Source organism: Terrabacter aeriphilus (genome assembly GCF_039542985.1).
Lineage (GTDB): Bacteria > Actinomycetota > Actinomycetes > Actinomycetales > Dermatophilaceae > Terrabacter > Terrabacter aeriphilus.
On sequence record NZ_BAABIW010000016.1, the window covers coordinates 203,868 to 220,635 of the forward strand.

Here is a 16,768-nt window from a genome sequence, read left to right on the forward strand (position 1 = left end):
TACGGGTCGGCCGTTTGACGCGCGGGGTGGCCGCGTGCCACGGTTCGCCTACCGAAGGACGATGGGGCAAGCCGGTGGGAATCCGGCGCTGACCCGCAACCGTGACGTCACCCGCAGCCGAACGAGGCGCGGACGACCAAGTCGGAAAACCCTCGTCCTGCCGGCTCCTTTGTCAGTCTGTCGTGGAATGCGGACCGGAGTCACCCGCCGGGGCCGCGCCAGCGCAGACCCGACACGGTGTCCGACCGCGAGGAGGAAACCGTGTCCGCTGTTCGTCGTGCCCCTCTCCGGGTCCTGCTCGTCGCCCTCGTCGCGGCGTGCCTCACCGCCCTCACCGTGGGGCCCGCGCAGGCCGCTGCCTACCGCTACTGGGGCTTCTACCAGCTCACCGACGGCGCCTGGGCGTTTGCGCAGAAGGGCCCCGACCAGACCGTGCCCAAGGACGGCAGCGTCGAGGGCTGGCGCTTCGCCGTCGCCGACGAGGCCTCGACCCGCTACCCCCGCGCCGTCCTCACCTTCGACGCCCTCTGCGCGAGCACGCCCGCCGAGTCGGGCAAGAAGCGCGTCGGCCTCGTCGTCGACTTCGGCCGCTCGGCCGACGCCGCCGACGCCGCCACTCCCCCGGAGCCCCGGGCCCTGTGCGCCGTCGTCGCGAGCGACGCGACGAGCGCGGCCGTGCTGGCCACCGCCGGAGACGTGCGGGTCGAGAAGGGCCTCGTCTGCGGCGTCGCCGGCTACCCGGGCTCCGACTGCGGCGGCGCCGTCAAGGAGGTCACCCCGGAGGCCAAGGCCGCCGACCAGCCCGTGACGATCGCCGCCCCCGGCGCCACCCCGTCGGCCGCCGCCACGCCGAGCGGCTCGGCCACGACCGCCGGTGACGTCGCCGCGGCGCCCGCGTCGTCGTCGACGGGTGGCAGCACGACGGCATACGTCGTCGGCGGCCTGCTGCTGCTCGCGCTCGTGGCCTACCTCCTGGTGCGGGGCCGCGCCCGGGCCCGCCAGGACGGCTGAGCGGGAGTCGGCGCCGCGATGGCGCAACGGGCGCGACTGCAGCACCCCGCGGCCTGGTGGCTGTGGGGGCTCGGTCTCGCCACGGCTGCGTCGCGCACGACCAACCCGCTGCTGCTCGTCGGGGTCATCGGCGTCTGCGTCCTCGTCGTCGCCGAGCGCCGCGACCCCGCCGTGCCCAACCCGCTGCCGGCCTTCCTCGTGATCGGCGCCGTCATCGTCGCGTTCCGCGTCGTCATGACGGCGCTGCTCGGCAACGGCATCGTCGGCGGCACCGTGCTCTTCACGCTGCCGCAGGTGCCCCTGCCGGAGTGGGCGGCCAGCATCCGCCTCGGCGGCCCGGTCACGCTCGACGCGATCCTGTATGCCGTGTACGACGCCCTGCGCCTCGCCGCGGTGCTCGCGTGCCTGGGCGCGGCGAACGCGCTGGCGAGCCCGCGCCGGCTGCTGCGCTACCTGCCGGCCACCCTCTACGACGTCGGCACCGCCGTCGTCGTGGGCCTGACCTTCGCGCCCCAGCTGCTCTCGGACGCGCGCGACGTGCGCGCGGCCCGCACGTTGCGCGGACGCGACGGTCGGGGGGTGCGCGAGCTGGCCCGGCTCACCGTGCCCGTGCTCGAGACCGCGTTCGAGCGCTCGCTCGGCCTCGCGGCGTCGATGGAGTCCCGGGGCTACGGCCGCTCCGTGCGGTCGAGCTCCACCTCGCGCCGTGCCGCCACCACGCTGGCCCTCGTCGGTCTCGTCGGCGTCGTCGCCGGCCTCTACGGGCTGCTCGACGCGTCTGCCGGCGGGCTGCTCGGCCTCCCGCTGCTCGCCCTGGGTGCCGTCGTCGCAGCGACGAGCCTCGCCGTCGGCGCCTCCCGCGACGGGCGGTCGGGCCACCGGCGCGACCGGTGGGCCTGGACCGAGACCGTGACCGTGGTGGCCGGCGCCGTGCCGGCCGGCGCGCTCGTCGTCGCCTCGGCGCGCGGCTGGGACGGGGTGACGCCCGCCCAGCAGGCCGGGCTGCCTGCCGTGCCGCTCGTCGCCGTGCTCGCCCTCCTCGTGGCCGCGCTGCCCGCGTGGCTCACCCCGATGCCCCGAGAGGTGGCCCCGTGATCACCTTCGACCACGTGTCGGTGCAGTATGCCGACGCAGCCGCTCCCAGCCTCCGCGACGTGACGCTGGAGGTGCCCGAGGGCGAGCTCGTGCTCGTCGTCGGGCCCACCGGCAGCGGCAAGTCGACGCTGCTGCGCACCATCAACGGGCTCGTGCCGCACTTCAGCGGCGGCACGCTGCGCGGACGCGTCACCGTCGACGGCCTCGACACGGCGGAGCACCGCCCGCGTGACCTCGCCACCGTCGTGGGCCTCGTCGAGCAGAACCCGACGTCGACCTTCGTCACCGACGTCGTCGAGGACGAGGTCGCCTACGGCATGGAGACGATGGGCCTCGACCCGACGACGATCCGCCGCCGCGTCGAGGAGACCCTCGACCTCTTCGGCCTCACCCCGCTGCGGACCCGGTCGCTGCGCGCGCTCTCGGGCGGGCAGCAGCAGCGCGTCGCCATCGCGGCCCTCTTCGCCGCAGGCCCGCGCGTGCTCGTGCTCGACGAGCCGACGTCGGCCCTCGATCCCGTTGCGGCAGAGGAGGTCCTGGCCTCGCTCCACCGCATCGTGCACGACCTCGGGGTCACGGTCGTGCTCGCGGAGCACCGCCTCGAACGGGTCGTGCACCACGCGGACCGGGTCGTGCTCGTCGACGACGGCCGCGTGTCGGAGCTGCTCGACCCGGCCGAGGCGATGCTGCGGTCGCAGATCTTCCCGCCGGTCGTCGGCCTCTCCCGGCTCGTCGGGTGGTCGCCGACGCCCCTGTCGATCCGTGACGCCCGGCGCCAGGCCGCGACGCTGCGCGATGCGCTCGGCGCGAGCACGCCGCGGCCGACGGCCGACCTGCGCCTCATCGGGCCGGGCGACGCCGTGGCGGTCAAGGGGCTCAAGGTCGCGCGCGGCGGCCGGGTCGTGCTCGACGGCGTCGACCTCGACGTGGCCCGCGGCTCCATCACGACGCTCATGGGGCGCAACGGCGCCGGCAAGTCGACCCTGCTCGGCGCGCTGGCCGCCCAGCACCGGCTCACGGGCGGGCAGGTGCGCCTCGGCGCCGACGGCATCGACCCGCACGCCCGGAGCCCGCGTGAGCGCGTGCGCACCGTCGGGCTCGTGCCGCAGCAGCCCGAGCTGCTCCTCTACGCCGACTCGGTCGCCGCGGAGTGCGCCGCCGCCGACGAGGACTTCGCCGTGCCGGCGGGCACGGCCCGGGCCGTGCTCGACCGCATCTCGGACGGCGTCGACCCCGACCTCCACCCGCGCGACCTCTCCGAGGGGCAGCGCCTCGAGCTGGCCCTGGCCGTGATCCTCGCCGGCTCCCCCGAGGTGCTGCTGCTCGACGAGCCGACGCGGGGCCTCGACTACGGCGCCAAGAAGCGGCTCGGCGAGGTGCTCACCGGGCTGGCCGCCCAGGGCACGACCGTCGTCCTCGCCACCCACGACGTCGAGCTCGCGGCCGAGGTGGCCGACCGCGTCGTCATCCTCGCGGACGGTGAGGTCGTGACCGACGGTCCGGCCCGCGACGTGCTCGCCTCCTCCCCCGCCTTCGCGCCGCAGGTGACGAAGGTGCTGCTCCCCCAGACGTGGCTCACGGTGGCCGAGGTCGCCGGCGCACTCGGGCGCATCGCATGACCTCACGACGTGTCATCCCGCTGCGCTGGCCGGCCGTCGTGGCCGTGGCCGTCGTCGGGCTCGTCGGTCTCGTCGCCTTCACCTGGCCCTTCTTCGTCACGGGCGACGTCGCGCGCGACCACGGCAACGACGCGCCCTGGTTCTTCGCCGTCCTGCTCGCGCTGCTCGCCGTCGTGTGCCTCGCCGAGGTGACGGCCGGGCGCCTCGACGCCAAGACGATCGCCGTGCTCGGGGTGGCGGCCGCTGCCGGCGGTGCCCTGCGCCTGCTCAGCGCGGGCACGGCCGGGCTCGAGCCGATGTTCTTCGTCGTCATCGTCGCCGGGCGCGTGCTCGGCCCGGGCGTCGGCTTCGTGTCCGGCTCGCTCGCGGTCACGACCGGTGCCCTGCTCACGGGCGGCGTCGGGCCGTGGTTGCCGTTTCAGATGATCTGCGCGGGTGGCATCGGGCTCGGGGCCGGGCTGCTGCCGGGGCGCGCGGGCGGGCGCACCGAGCGGTGGTCGCTCGCGGCATACGCCCTCGTGACGGGCCTCGCCTTCGGGGTGCTCATGAACCTGTGGTTCTGGCCCTTCCTCGGCACCAACGCGCCGAGCGGCATGGGCTTCGTGCCGGGCGCCACGGTGTCCGAGAACCTCGGGCACTACGGGCTCTTCTACCTCGCGACGTCGCTGGGGTGGGACGTGCCGCGCGGGGTGCTCAACGCCGTGCTCGTCGTCGTGGCCGGGCCCGCCCTGCTCCGCGTCTTCCGCCGGGGCGCGCGGCGGGCGGCCTTCGGGGCTGCCGTCGCGTTCGAGCCGGCGCCCGGAGCCGCCGTGCCGGCGACCGCGCGGCTGCAGGGCGCGGAGGACACCCGGTGAGCGCAGCCCCCGGCCTCCACGACCGGGCCGGTCGGGCCGCGACCACCACGCTCGTCACCGGGCCCGTGCGCAGCGGCAAGAGCCGCCACGCCGAGGGCCTCGTCGGCCGGCTCGCCACGCACCCCGGCGGGGCCACCTACGTCGCGACCGGCCGCCGGGCGGACCCCAGCGACCCCGAGTGGAGCCGGCGGGTGGCGGAGCACCGGGCTCGGCGCCGGGGGTCGTGGCGGACCCTCGAGACGACCGACGTCGTCGAGGCCCTCGCAGCCGCCACCGGACCCGTCCTCGTCGACTGCCTCGGCACCTGGCTGACGGCCGTCGTCGACGGTGCGGGGTGGGACGACCTCGTCGGCGCCGCGGAGACCGTCCGCCGCGAGGGCGACCGGCTCGTCGCGGCGCTCTGCGAGACGACGGTTCCCGTCGTCGTCGTGACGAACGAGGTCGGCTGGTCGCTCGTCCCCACGACGGCGTCCGGTCGGCTCTTCCAGGACGAGCTCGGCCGGCTCAACGCGCTCGTCGCCGCCGTCGCGGCGCACGTGCACCTCGTCGTCGCCGGCCGGGTCGTCGACCTCACGCACGCCCCGGTCGTGGCCGCGGGGCCGGATACCGGGCAGCCGGATGCCGGCGCGGCCCGTGCGTGACGCGTGGCGGCTCGCCCTCGGCACCTTCACCGCCCTGCCCGTCGCGATGCCGTCGCACGTCGACCGGCGCGTGCTCGGCCGGGCCATGCTGCTCGCCCCGCTGACGACGGCGCCGGCGTGCCTCGTCTGGGCTGCGTTCGGCTGGGCCGCGGTGCACGGCTGGGTCCCGACCGGCGTCGCCGCAGTGCTCGCGCTCGTCGTGACGGCGCTGCTCTCGCGCGCGCTGCACCTCGACGGGCTCGCCGACCTCGCCGACGGCCTGACGTCCGGGCACGACCGCGAGCGGTCGCTGGCCGTCATGCGCCGGGGCGACACCGGACCAGCCGGGGCAGCGGCGATCGTGCTCGTCCTCCTGCTCGAGGCAGCCTGTCTCGCAAGCCTGTTCGCCACCTCGACCGGCACCACCCTCGCCGTCGTCGCCCTCGTCGCGAGCCGGCTGGCCTGCGCGGTGTGCACGCGTGACGGCATACCTCCTGCGCGCGACGAAGGCCTCGGTCAGGGCGTCGCGGGCACGGTGGGGCGCGCCGGGCTCGTCGGTCTCGTGGTCGCCGTCGTCGTCCTCGGTGCGGGCGCCTTGATGTGGGTGGGCCCCGGTCAGGCGGGGTGGCGGACCCTGGTCGGCGCCGTCCTCGTCGTGCTGGCCGCCGCGGCTGCGGCCGTCGCCACCCGGCGCCGTGCCGTCCGCCGCCTGGGCGGCGTGACGGGCGACGTCATCGGCGCCGCGATCGAGGTCGCCCTGTCCGCCGCCGCGGTCACCGCCACCCTCGTCACCTGACCGTCGAAAGGCCAACCTTCGCGGGTCCCGAACCGTCGAAAGGCCAACCTTCGCGGGTCCCGAACCGTCGAAGGGCCACGCTTCGCGGGTGCTGCACCGTCGAGAGGCCAGTCCCCGCGGCCGTGCCGAGTGACCACTCGACCGGGGAAGACCCGCAGACCCTGGCCTTTCGACGGTTGAAGGGAGTGGGGTCAGCGGTGGAGGCGGGCGGCCACGCGGGCGGGGAGGCGGCTGCGCCAGTCGGCGCGCGGGGCGTCACGGCGCGCCTCGGCGATGCGCTGGGTGCGGGCACGCTCGACCGACGGCGACGCGAGCGTCGGCCACGGCTCGGTGCGCCCCGTGGCGCGGGCGAGCACGAGGTCGGCGAGCTCGGGGTTGAGCGACAGCAGCGGGCCGTGCAGCCGCGTGCCGATCACCGACCCGGCGAGCACGCCCTCGGTCACGTCCCCCGAGCTGTCCTCGGTGCGGTTGCCCGCGCCGATCTCGAGGGTGAAGAGCGCCCGGGCGCCGTCCTCGCGGACCGTGCGCAGGTCGTTGGCCTCCCAGCCGGTGAGGGCCGGGAGCGACAGCGTCGCGTCGGGGCGCGTGACGACGGTGCCCGTGGCCTCGGCGGCCGGCTCGACCGTGACGGGCGCGAGGCCCAGCCCCTGCCGGCGCGTGCCCGAGGCGTCGACCCAGGAGCGCGAGACCGCGTCGAGCCCGGCGTCGACCGCGAGCAGCAGCGCGCCGTCGGCGACCCGCACGGCGAGGTCGGTGGAGGTGAGCGCCTCGACGAGGGCGCCGACACCGCCGCGCCCGGTGCCGCCGACGAGGTAGACGTCGGCGTCGACGAAGGAGTCGGCGCGGTCGACGGTGACGGTCTCGACCGTGATGTCACGGACCGCACCGCGGCGCACGAGCGCCGTCGCGTTGGCCTCGTCGGCCGCGGCGACCGTGGCGAGCGGGAAGAGCGTGGCGACGACGAGCCGGCTCACGGGGTGCCTCCTCGGAACTGCTTGGAGATGCGTCGGAAGGCCGGGTAGTTGCAGGCCACCATCACCTCACCGGGGGGCTGGGTGCCCAGCGCCGACTCGATGTCGGGCGCCTCGACCGGGTGCACGCCGGCCGCCTCGAGGATGGCCACGGCGTCGGCGGTGCGTCCGCCCGTGACCCCGACCCGCTGTCCGGCGAGCCGCTCGAACGGCGCCTCCCACATCGTCGCGGTGTCCTTGGGGCCGAAGGGGTCGACGGCGACGACGAGGGGACGGCCCGTCGAGACCGACACGTCGATGGCCTCGGCCCACCCGGCCGGGTTCTTCAGCATGAGCAGCCGGGCCACGTGGTCGCCCAGCCGGTAGGGGGCGTAACGCCCGTCGACGTCGGCGACGGCGCTGACGCGCTCGGCGGCGGCCGCCACGTCGACCCCGAGGGCATCGGCGGCAGCGAGCGCGAAGGCGCCGCCGACGGGGCCGGTGCGGCCCGGCACGGTGACGTCGACGCGGGTGCGCCGGCCGTCGTGCTCCACCGCCCACCCGTCGCCGTCGGGCACGACCGTCCAGTCGGGCGTGGGACGCCGGCGACCGCAGCCCGGGCAGCTCCACGACTGCTCGGTGAACTCCTGGATCGAGCCGCAGGCCGGGCAGACGAGGGCGTCGCCGCGCCAGTAGAGGCCGCCGGTGATACCGACGACCCGCGGCGCGGTCTCGAAGGCCCACGTGACGAGCGGGTCGTCGACGTTGACGATGGCGACGCAGTCGGAGGGCAGGGCGGCGGCGGTGCGGCGCCAGTGCTCCAGCGTGCTCTTGAGCGAGACGCCGCGCGTGTACTCCCGCGAGGAGTTGAGCACGACCACGACGCGGGGGCGGGTGCCCCGGGCCACCGGCTCGAGGTAGACCTCGTCGACCTCGAGGGCCGCGAGCCCGGAGGTGCGGTCGGCCGAGAGCGCCGTGACGATGCCGTCGGTCATGTTGGCGCCGGTCGTGTTGCTGACGACGGCGCCCCCCGGGGAGATCGCCGCGGCGACGAGGGCCGTGACGGTGCTCTTGCCGTTGGTGCCGGTGACGAGCACGCTGCGCCGCTCACCCGCCACGGCGTGCAGCACGCCGGGGTCGACGCGCAGGGCCAGGCGACCGCCGATCATCGAGCCGGAGCCCTTGCCGAGGGCCTTGGAGAGACGGCCCGCGGACCGTCCGGTCGCCAACGCCAGTCGGGCGCGGAGCGGATCGCGTGCGTCGGACAAAGCGGTTACCCTTCTCGACATCGTCGGTCGCGTCGCCAGTCGGCGAGGGACGACCGCTCGGTGACAGGCCAGATCGACAAGCCAGATGGTAGCCGCAGTCCCGGTCGTCCCGGCCTGCGGGTGGACGAGGAGAAGACCGTGCGAGCCTCCGATGTCGGGATCGAGATCGGGACCGGCGAGTCGGGTCCGCTGAACGCCATCACCGACGTCGCGGGCGTGCGCGTCGGCTACAGCACCATCGTGCAGGGCGACGGCGAGATGACGGTCGGCCGGGGGCCGGTGCGCACGGGTGTCACCGTCGTGCTCCCCCACGGCGGCCGCGCGTCGACCGAGCCGGTCTTCGCGGGGTACCACCGGCTCAACGGCTTCGGCGAGCTGACCGGCCTCGAGTGGCTGCACGAGTCGGGCATGCTCTCGAGCCCGATCGCCCTGACCAACACCGACAGCGTCGGCATCGTGCGGGACTCCCTCATCGCCCGCGAGACGCGCGTGCCGGGCCGGATGCCGATCATGCTTCCCGTCGTCGGCGAGACGTGGGACGGCATCCTCAACGACATCAGCGGCCAGCACGTGCGGCGCGAGCACGTCCACGAGGCGTTCGACGGCGCGCGCACCGGCGCCATCGCCGAGGGCAACGTCGGCGGCGGCACGGGCACGCAGTGCTACGGCTTCAAGGGCGGCACGGGCACCGCGTCGCGGGTCGTCGACCTCGGCGACCGGCACTTCACGGTGGGCGTGCTCGTCCAGGCGAACCACGGCGACCGCAAGCACTTCGAGGTCAACGGCGTGCCGATCGGTCACGTGCTGCCGAAGAAGGTCGTGCCCTTCCCGCGGTCGTCGGAGATCACCCGGGTGCCGCCGCCGGGCACCGGTTCGGTGCTCGCCGTCGTGGCCACCGACGCGCCGCTGCTGCCGCACCAGCTGAACCGCCTCGCCCAGCGCGCGGGCCTCGGCATCGCCAAGTTCGGGGCGCGGGGCGACAACTACTCCGGCGACCTCATGATCGCGTTCTCGACGGCCGCGCACGGCATGCCCGACCAGGGTCCGGGCGCCCGCACCGAGATCGGCATGCAGGTCGAGATGCTCGCGCTCGAGTACTTCGACGCGATGTTCGGCGCGGTCATCGAGGCGACGGCGGAGGCGATCCTCAACGCCATGCTGCAGGCCGAGACGATGGTCGGCCGCGACGGCCTGACGATCCACGCCCTCGACGGCGAGCGCCTCGCCGCCATCCTCGACCGCCACGGCCGGCGGAAGTTCTCGCTGCGCCCCTGACGCCCGACGCACCGCCACCACAAGGTATGCCGGCCGGCGCACCTGGGTGCACCGGCCGGCATACCTTGTGGCGCAGTCGAACTCAGCTCTCGCGCACCTGCACCTTGACGAACGGCGGCTTGACGACCGTGGCCTCCACGGCACGGCCGCGCACGTCGATCTCGACGGTCTCGCCGTCGGCGATCCCGGGCTCGAGGAGCGCGAGGGCGATGCCCTGCTTGAGCGTCGGCGAGAAGGTGCCGGAGGTGACCTCGCCGGCCGCCGCACCGTTCAACGACACGGTGCAGTGCGCGCGCGGGATGCCACGGCCGGTCACGAGCAGACCGCGCATGAGGCGGGTCGGGTTGGCCCGCTCGAACTCGAGGGCGGCCTTGCCCCAGAAGGCGTCCTTCTTCCAGCCGACCGCCCAGCCGGCGCGGGCCTGCACGGGCGAGATCTGCAGCGACAGGTCCTGTCCGTGCAGGGGGTAGCCCATCTCGGTGCGCAGCGTGTCGCGCGCGCCGAGGCCGCACGGCTTGCCGTCGAAGGTCGCGATCGCGTCGACGAGCGCGTCCCAGAGGGCCGGTGTGTCGTCCCAGCGGGGCACGAGCTCGTAGCCGCGCTCCCCCGTGTAGCCGGTGCGGCACACGATGACGGGCGCACCGTTCCAGTCGGCCTCGACGAACGACATGTAGTCGTGGCCCGTCGGCAGGCCGAGCGCCTCGAGCACCTCGTCGCTCTTCGTCCCCTGCACGGCGAGCACCCCGTGGTCGCGGTGCAGGTTCGTCACGGTGATGCCCTCGGGCGCGGCGGCCTGCAGGCGGCGCACCACCTCGGCCGTGTTGGCGGCGTTGGGGATGAGGAAGACGTCGTCGTCGGCCTTGAGGTAGACGATGAGGTCGTCGACGACGCCACCGGCCTCGTCGCAGCACAGCGTGTACTGCGCCGACCCGGGCTGGATGCGGCGCACGTCGTTGGTCAGGCACGCGTTGACGAAGTCGGCGGCACCCGGACCGGTGACCGAGGCCTTGCCGAGGTGGCTCACGTCGAAGACGCCGACGCGCTCGCGCACCGCGGTGTGCTCGGCGACGACGCCGCCGCCCGGGTACTCGATCGGCATGTCCCAGCCGCCGAAGTCGGCCATCTTGGCGCCGAGGGCGACGTGGCGGTCGTGCAGGGGTGAGGTGAGCGGGGCGGTCGTCCCCGACGTCTCTGTCGTCATGGGCGCCAACCTACCGCCCGCCGGGTATGCCGCCGTCGCTCGTTATCATCGAACGCCGTCACCCGGCAGCCTCCGCACGCACCCGTGCACCTCGCCCCTCGACGCACGCCGCTCGACCCCGGACCCGTGCGCCCCGGAAGCACCTCGACAAAGGAGTCCTTCGTGGCCAACCTGACCATCTCGAACCGCTCGGCCGCCGACACCCCGGGCGACGCGCTCGTGATCGCCCTCGTCAGCGGCGAGCCCACCGCGGCGCTCGCCCCGGGGCACGGCCTCCCGCGCAAGACGGTCGCGCACCTCAAGTCCGTCGTGGCCGACCTCGAGCTGACCGGGAAGGTCGGCGAGGTGACCTCGCTCGCCGCCGTGCCCGAGGTCGCCGCCAGGATCGTCGTGCTCGCGGGCGTCGGGGCGCTCTCGGCCGAGGCGTCGGCGCTCGAGGACGTCCGCAAGGGCATGGGCTCCGCCCTGCGCGCGCTGACGAAGCGCAAGAAGGTCGTCGCTGTCGTGCCGGGCACCTCCGTCGAGGTCGTCGCGGCGGTCGCCGAGGGCGTCGCGCTCGGGGCGTATGCCGTGTCCAAGGCGGGCGCGACCAGCACCGACGCCGTCGCGGCCGTCGCCCTCGTCGGCCCGGCCGACGCCGCGTCGCGCAAGGCCGTCAAGCGCGCCGCCGCCCTCGGCGAGGCCGTCGCCTACACCCGCGACCTCGTCAACCTCCCGCCGAACCTGCTCTACCCCGAGACGTTCGTCGACTCGCTCGCCGACCGGGTCAAGGGCACGAAGGTCAAGCTCAAGTCCTACGACATGAAGGCGCTGCGGGCCGGCGGCTTCGGGGGCACCGTGGCCGTCGGCCAGGGCTCCGCGAACGACCCGCGCATCGCCGTGCTCAGCTACACCCCGTCACGCCCCAAGGCCTCCATCGCGTTCGTGGGCAAGGGGATCACGTTCGACTCGGGTGGCCTCTGCATCAAGCCGGCCGCCGGCATGCTGACGATGAAGTGCGACATGGCCGGCGCGGCCGCCGTGGCCGGCGCCGTACTCGCCATCGCCGAGCTCGGCCTGCCCATCGCCGTCACGGGCTACCTCGGACTGGCCGAGAACATGCCGAGCTCGTCGGCGTACCGCCCGAGCGACGTCGTGACGATGCGCGGCGGCAAGACCGTCGAGGTGCTCAACACCGACGCCGAGGGCCGCATGGTGCTCGGCGACTGCATCGCGCTCGCGTCGGAGTCCACGCCGGACGCCATCGTCGACATCGCGACGCTCACCGGCGCCCAGGTCGTGGCGCTCGCGAACACCGCTGCGGTCATGGGCAACGACGAGGCGTTCCGCACCCGAGTGCTCGACGCGGCCGCGTCGGTCGGCGAGGCCGCGTGGCCGATGCCGCTGCCGACCGAGCTGCGCGCCGGCCTCGACTCGATGAACGCCGACCTCGCCCACAAGGGCGGCGCCGAGGGCGGCATGCTGACAGCCGGCATCTTCCTCGGGGAGTTCGTCGGCGAGGGCATCCCGTGGAGCCACGTCGACATCGCCGGCCCGGCGTACAACGACAAGGCCCCGACGGGCTACTGGCCCAAGGGCGGCACCGGCTTCGGCGTGCGCACCCTCGTCGGCGTCGCCGAGTCCTACGTCTGACCCACGCGCTGACGGCATACCCCTGCCCCACTGACACCGTCGAGAGGCCACGTCCTGCGGGTCCGGGAACGTCGAAGGGCCAGAACGCGTCGCGCGTTCTGGCCCTTCGACGTCGAGGCACCCGCAAGGAGTGGCCTCTCGACGGTTGGGACTGGGGTCAGCCGCCGGACTTGCGGCGGAACATCTGCTGCGCCTTGGCCGGGCCGTGCGCGCCGTGCACCTTGCTGCGGTCGTGGTCGTCGGTGACGTCCTTGCCGCCGTGCGCGTGCTTCTTGTCGAGCGCAGCCCGGAACTTGGCCTTCATCTCCTCGCTCGGACCGCTCGGTGCGTCATCCTGCTTCGACATTCGCCAACCTCCTGTTGTGCCGTGGCGCCGGATCCGGCACGCACTGTTCGGGTTTCACCCTGTCAGCCGTCGCGGTCAGGGTCCACCCCATTTGCCGGCGAGGCGCCTCCGGGATCTCGCGACGGGTGCCCGGCGGGCCCCCGGCCACTCAGGCGTCGCCGCGCCGGCGGCGCTTGCTCCACTCGCGCATCCGGTTGGGGTAGCCGGTCTGGTTGACGTCGTAGACGGGGACGCCGAGCTTCTGGCTGATGCCGAAACCGTCCTTGGGCGTGCCGACGGCCCGGCGCGTCCACTCGCCGTCCCAGGCGATGAGGACGATGGTCGTCGTCGTGACGCTCGTGGCCGGCTCGACGTACGCCTCGACGCCGCGCTTGGACTCGACGAAGGCACGCAGGTGCTCCTCCACGGCCTTGCGGTCGATCTGCATCTGCGGCCCGTCGGAGCGACCCGGACGACCGTTGCCCGAATCGCGGCGGCGTGAGAACCAGCCCATGGCGGCACTGTACGTGCTGATCGCCGCGTCACGCCGTGACCCGGCCATGAGCCCGCCATGAGTCCGCCGTGTGCCGTGCGTGTGCGCCGTGCGTGCGAATCCGGCGGACCGGGCGGCGGGCCCGCCTGCGAGCAGGGAGTCGCGAGGCCGCGCGGACGCGCGCCCGGACCTGCGCGAACGAGCGTGGACCTGCCTGTGACGTCCCGGAGGATCAATGACAAGATGCATGGTGCACGTCGCTTTTGCCCCTCCCCGCCCTCCCGCCCCACCCCGGCCGGAGGCGGGCGATCCCCATGAAGGAGCACATCCACATGTCGGCTGACGCCGCAGGCGACTACGACGTCGTCATCCTCGGTGGGGGCTCGGGCGGCTACGCCTGCGCCCTCCGGTCGGCAGAGCTGGGGCTCTCGGTCGCGCTCGTCGAGAAGGGCAAGCTGGGCGGCACCTGCCTGCACCAGGGCTGCATCCCGACCAAGGCGCTCCTGCACGCCGCCGAGGTCGCCGACGTCGCCCGTGAGGGCGCGCAGTTCGGGGTGCGCACGACGCTCGAGTCGGTCGACATGCCCGGCGTCAACGCCTACAAGGACGGCGTCATCAGCCGCCTCCACAAGGGTCTGCAGGGCCTGGTCAAGTCGGCGAAGATCGACTACGTCGAGGGCTCCGGCCGGCTCGACGGGCCCCACACCGTGGTCGTCGGCGACCGTCGCCTGACGGGCCGCAACGTCGTGCTCGCCACGGGCAGCTACGCGAGGACGCTGCCCGGGCTCGAGATCGGCGGCCGCATCATGACGAGCGAGCAGGCGCTCTCGATCGACCACGTGCCCGACCGCGTCGTCGTGCTCGGCGGCGGCGTCATCGGCGTCGAGTTCGCCTCCGTCTTCAAGAGCTTCGGGTCGGAGGTGACGATCGTCGAGGCGCTGCCGCGGCTCGTCGCCGCCGAGGACGAGGCGATCAGCAAGCAGCTGGAGCGGTCGTTCCGCAAGCGCAAGATCGTCTTCAAGACCGGTGTCCGCTTCGCGGGCGCCACGCAGCAGGGTGACGTCGTCACGGTCTCGCTCGAGTCGGGCGAGACGATCGAGGCCGACCTGCTGCTCGTCGCCGTCGGGCGCGGACCCGTGACCGAGGGCCTCGGCTACGAGCAGGCCGGCGTCACCGTCGACCGCGGCTTCGTGCCGACCGACGAGCGCCTGCGCACCGGCGTCCCGGGCGTGTATGCCGTCGGCGACATCGTGCCCGGCCTCCAGCTCGCGCACCGCGGCTTCGCCCAGGGCATCTTCGTCGCCGAGGAGATCGCAGGCCTCGCGCCGGCGCCCATCGACGAGAGCGGCATCCCGCGCGTCACCTACTGCGACCCCGAGATCGCGAGCGTCGGCCTCACCGAGGCGCAGGCGCGCGAGAAGCACGGCGACGTCGCGACGTACGAGTACAACCTCGGCGGCAACGGCAAGTCCCAGATCCTCGGCACCCAGGGCTTCGTCAAGCTCGTGCGCCAGGTCGACGGTCCGGTCGTCGGGGTGCACATGATCGGCGCCCGGATGGGTGAGCAGATCGGCGAGGGGCAGCTCATCGTCAACTGGGAGGCCCACCCCGAGGACGTCGCGGGTCTCATCCACGCGCACCCCACACAGAACGAGGCACTCGGCGAGGCACACTTGGCCTTGGCGGGTAAGCCCCTGCACGCACACGCTTGAGCCAGAAACTGGGAAGAGGAGAAAACACGTCATGTCAGAACGCGTGACCATGCCGGCCCTGGGTGAGTCAGTCACCGAGGGGACCGTCACCCGCTGGCTGAAGAACGTCGGTGACCGCGTCGAGGTCGACGAGCCGCTGCTCGAGGTCTCGACGGACAAGGTCGACACCGAGATCCCCTCCCCCGTGGCGGGAACGCTGCAGGAGATCCTCGCCCAGGAGGACGACACCGTGCCCGTCGGCGCCGACCTCGCCGTCATCGGCGACGGTGCGGCCCCGTCCGGTGGCGACGACGCGCCCGCCGCCGAGTCGGCCCCGCAGTCGGCCCCGGAGTCGGACCCCGCAGAGGAGTCCGCTCCCGCGCCCGAGGCGCCGAGCACCGAGCAGGAGCCCCAGGCCGCCACGAGCGAGCCCGAGGCCGACGCGGCCGAGAAGCCGCAGGCCGAGGCGTCCGCCTCGAGCGGCGGCGACGGCCAGACCGTGACGATGCCGGCCCTCGGCGAGTCGGTCACCGAGGGCACCGTGACGCGGTGGCTCAAGGCCGAGGGCGACGACGTCGCCGTCGACGAGCCGCTCCTCGAGGTCTCGACCGACAAGGTCGACACCGAGATCCCCTCCCCGGTCGCCGGCACGCTGACGAAGATCCTCGTCCAGGAGGACGACACCGTGCCCGTCGGCGCCGACCTCGCCGTCATCGGCGGGTCCGCTCCCGCCGCGCCGGCCGAGAAGGCACCGGAGCCCGAGAAGGCCCCCGAGCCGGAGAAGGCACCGGAGCCCGAGAAGACCCCCGAGCCGGAGAAGGCCCCCGAGCCCGAGAAGGCTCCCGCGCAGGAGAAGCCGGAGGAGGCCACGCAGGAGGCTGCCGGCAAGCCCGCCGACGCCGAGCGCCCCGCGGCCCAGCAGTCCCCCGAGGCCGCTGCCCCCGCGGCGACCCCGTCGCGTGACGACGCCGCCGCCTACGTGACGCCGCTCGTGCGCAAGCTCGCCGGTCAGCACGGCGTCGACCTGGGCTCGGTCACGGGCACCGGCGTCGGTGGCCGCATCCGCAAGCAGGACGTGCTCGACGCGGCCGAGGCGGCCAAGGCCGCCCAGGCCCCGGCCGCGGCACCGGCCCCGGCGCAGCCCGCTGCCGCTGCGCCCTCGGCTCCGGCCGCGAGCGCTCCGGCCGCCGGCGAGGTCTCCCCGAAGCGCGGCACGCGCGAGAAGATGACGCGCCTGCGCAAGGTCATCGCCACGCGCATGGTCGAGTCGCTGCAGGTGTCGGCGCAGCTGACGACCGTCGTCGAGGTCGACCTGACGAAGGTCGCGCGCCTGCGCGCCAAGGTCAAGGGCGACTTCGAGGCGCGCGAGGGCACGAAGCTCAGCTTCCTGCCGTTCCTCGCGCTCGCCGCCACCGAGGCGCTCAAGGCGCACCCGATGGTCAACGCGAGCATCGAGGGTGACGAGGTCGTCTACCACGGCAGCGAGAACCTCTCGATCGCGGTCGACACGGAGAAGGGGCTCATCGTCCCCGTCGTGAAGAACGCCGGGGACCTCAACATCGCCGGGCTCGCCCGCGCGATCGCCGACGTCGCGGCCCGCACGCGGAGCAACAAGATCACGCCCGACGACCTGGCCGGTGGCACCTTCACCATCACCAACACCGGCAGCCGTGGCGCGCTCTTCGACACGCCGATCATCAACCAGCCGCAGGTGGCCATCCTCGGCACCGGTGCGATCGTCAAGCGCCCGGTCGTCGTCACCGACGCCGACGGCGGCGAGACGATCGCCATCCGCTCGATGATGTACCTCGCGCTGTCGTACGACCACCGCATCGTCGACGGCGCCGACGCCGCGCGCTTCCTCGGCACGATGAAGGCGCGACTCGAAGAGGGCCGCTTCGAGGCCTGAGCACCACCCACCGCATCACCGAACGCCCT

The 16,768-nt window shown here is 74.1% G+C and carries 15 protein-coding genes and 1 riboswitch; of the genes, 10 read left to right on the forward strand and 5 right to left on the reverse strand.

Annotated features, from left to right (window positions below; translation table 11 throughout):
* Positions 1–13 precede the first annotated feature (13 nt).
* A riboswitch (cobalamin riboswitch) is annotated at positions 14–172 on the forward strand.
* A gap of 89 nt (positions 173–261) precedes the next feature.
* From ABD979_RS12730 to ABD979_RS12755, 6 genes are read left to right on the forward strand one after another with little or no spacing between them, the layout of a single operon-like run.
* Positions 262–1,011, forward strand: a complete 750-nt coding sequence (locus ABD979_RS12730) for an SCO2322 family protein (RefSeq protein ID WP_345507851.1) — start codon at positions 262–264, stop codon at positions 1,009–1,011.
* A gap of 18 nt (positions 1,012–1,029) precedes the next feature.
* Positions 1,030–2,106 carry an energy-coupling factor transporter transmembrane component T gene (locus ABD979_RS12735; protein ID WP_345507852.1) on the forward strand — a complete coding sequence of 359 codons (1,077 nt, stop codon included), beginning with the start codon at positions 1,030–1,032 and terminating at the stop codon, positions 2,104–2,106.
* Entirely contained in the window at positions 2,103–3,725 is a 1,623-nt protein-coding gene (locus ABD979_RS12740) for an ABC transporter ATP-binding protein (RefSeq protein ID WP_345507853.1), read from the forward strand. The genes ABD979_RS12735 and ABD979_RS12740 overlap by 4 nt, the downstream gene beginning before the upstream one ends.
* Entirely contained in the window at positions 3,722–4,579 is an 858-nt protein-coding gene (locus tag ABD979_RS12745; protein ID WP_345507854.1) for an ECF transporter S component, read from the forward strand. Before ABD979_RS12740 ends, ABD979_RS12745 begins: the two co-directional genes overlap by 4 nt.
* Positions 4,576–5,220 carry a bifunctional adenosylcobinamide kinase/adenosylcobinamide-phosphate guanylyltransferase gene (locus ABD979_RS12750; protein ID WP_345507855.1) on the forward strand — a complete coding sequence of 215 codons (645 nt, stop codon included), beginning with the start codon at positions 4,576–4,578 and terminating at the stop codon, positions 5,218–5,220. Before ABD979_RS12745 ends, ABD979_RS12750 begins: the two co-directional genes overlap by 4 nt.
* Entirely contained in the window at positions 5,198–5,995 is a 798-nt protein-coding gene (locus ABD979_RS12755) for an adenosylcobinamide-GDP ribazoletransferase (RefSeq protein WP_345507856.1), read from the forward strand. Before ABD979_RS12750 ends, ABD979_RS12755 begins: the two co-directional genes overlap by 23 nt.
* A gap of 191 nt (positions 5,996–6,186) precedes the next feature.
* Here the strand turns inward: ABD979_RS12755 and ABD979_RS12760 are convergent, their stop codons facing one another.
* On the reverse strand, positions 6,187–6,969 hold the full coding sequence (locus ABD979_RS12760) for a hypothetical protein (RefSeq protein WP_345507857.1): 783 nt from the start codon (positions 6,967–6,969) through the stop codon (positions 6,187–6,189).
* Positions 6,966–8,213, reverse strand: coding sequence for a Mur ligase family protein (locus ABD979_RS12765; protein ID WP_345507859.1), 1,248 nt, complete (start codon positions 8,211–8,213; stop codon positions 6,966–6,968). The genes ABD979_RS12760 and ABD979_RS12765 overlap by 4 nt, the downstream gene beginning before the upstream one ends.
* Before the next feature lie 138 nt (positions 8,214–8,351).
* Between ABD979_RS12765 and ABD979_RS12770 the strand changes: the two genes are divergently transcribed.
* Complete coding sequence (locus tag ABD979_RS12770) at positions 8,352–9,488, forward strand: DmpA family aminopeptidase (RefSeq protein WP_345507860.1); 1,137 nt, start codon at positions 8,352–8,354, stop codon at positions 9,486–9,488.
* Between the two features lie 82 nt (positions 9,489–9,570).
* Here ABD979_RS12770 and gcvT read toward each other — a convergent pair whose 3' ends face one another.
* A complete protein-coding gene (gene gcvT / locus ABD979_RS12775) occupies positions 9,571–10,689 on the reverse strand; it encodes a glycine cleavage system aminomethyltransferase GcvT (RefSeq protein WP_345507861.1) in 1,119 nt (372 codons plus the stop codon).
* A 162-nt stretch (positions 10,690–10,851) separates the two neighbouring features.
* Between gcvT and ABD979_RS12780 the strand changes: the two genes are divergently transcribed.
* Entirely contained in the window at positions 10,852–12,321 is a 1,470-nt protein-coding gene (locus ABD979_RS12780) for a leucyl aminopeptidase (RefSeq protein WP_345507862.1), read from the forward strand.
* Positions 12,322–12,478: 157 nt separating this feature from the next.
* Here ABD979_RS12780 and ABD979_RS12785 read toward each other — a convergent pair whose 3' ends face one another.
* Together ABD979_RS12785 and ABD979_RS12790 are read right to left on the reverse strand one after the other, a co-directional pair.
* Positions 12,479–12,667, reverse strand: coding sequence for a DUF5302 domain-containing protein (locus tag ABD979_RS12785; RefSeq protein ID WP_345507863.1), 189 nt, complete (start codon positions 12,665–12,667; stop codon positions 12,479–12,481).
* Between the two features lie 148 nt (positions 12,668–12,815).
* Entirely contained in the window at positions 12,816–13,160 is a 345-nt protein-coding gene (locus tag ABD979_RS12790) for a hypothetical protein (RefSeq protein WP_345507864.1), read from the reverse strand.
* 311 nt (positions 13,161–13,471) lie between these two features.
* Here ABD979_RS12790 and lpdA point away from each other — a divergent pair, with 311 nt between their 5' ends.
* Complete coding sequence (gene lpdA / locus ABD979_RS12795) at positions 13,472–14,851, forward strand: dihydrolipoyl dehydrogenase (protein ID WP_345507865.1); 1,380 nt, start codon at positions 13,472–13,474, stop codon at positions 14,849–14,851.
* A gap of 31 nt (positions 14,852–14,882) precedes the next feature.
* Positions 14,883–16,739, forward strand: coding sequence for a 2-oxoglutarate dehydrogenase, E2 component, dihydrolipoamide succinyltransferase (gene sucB / locus ABD979_RS12800; RefSeq protein WP_345507866.1), 1,857 nt, complete (start codon positions 14,883–14,885; stop codon positions 16,737–16,739).
* Positions 16,740–16,768: the final 29 nt, after the last annotated feature.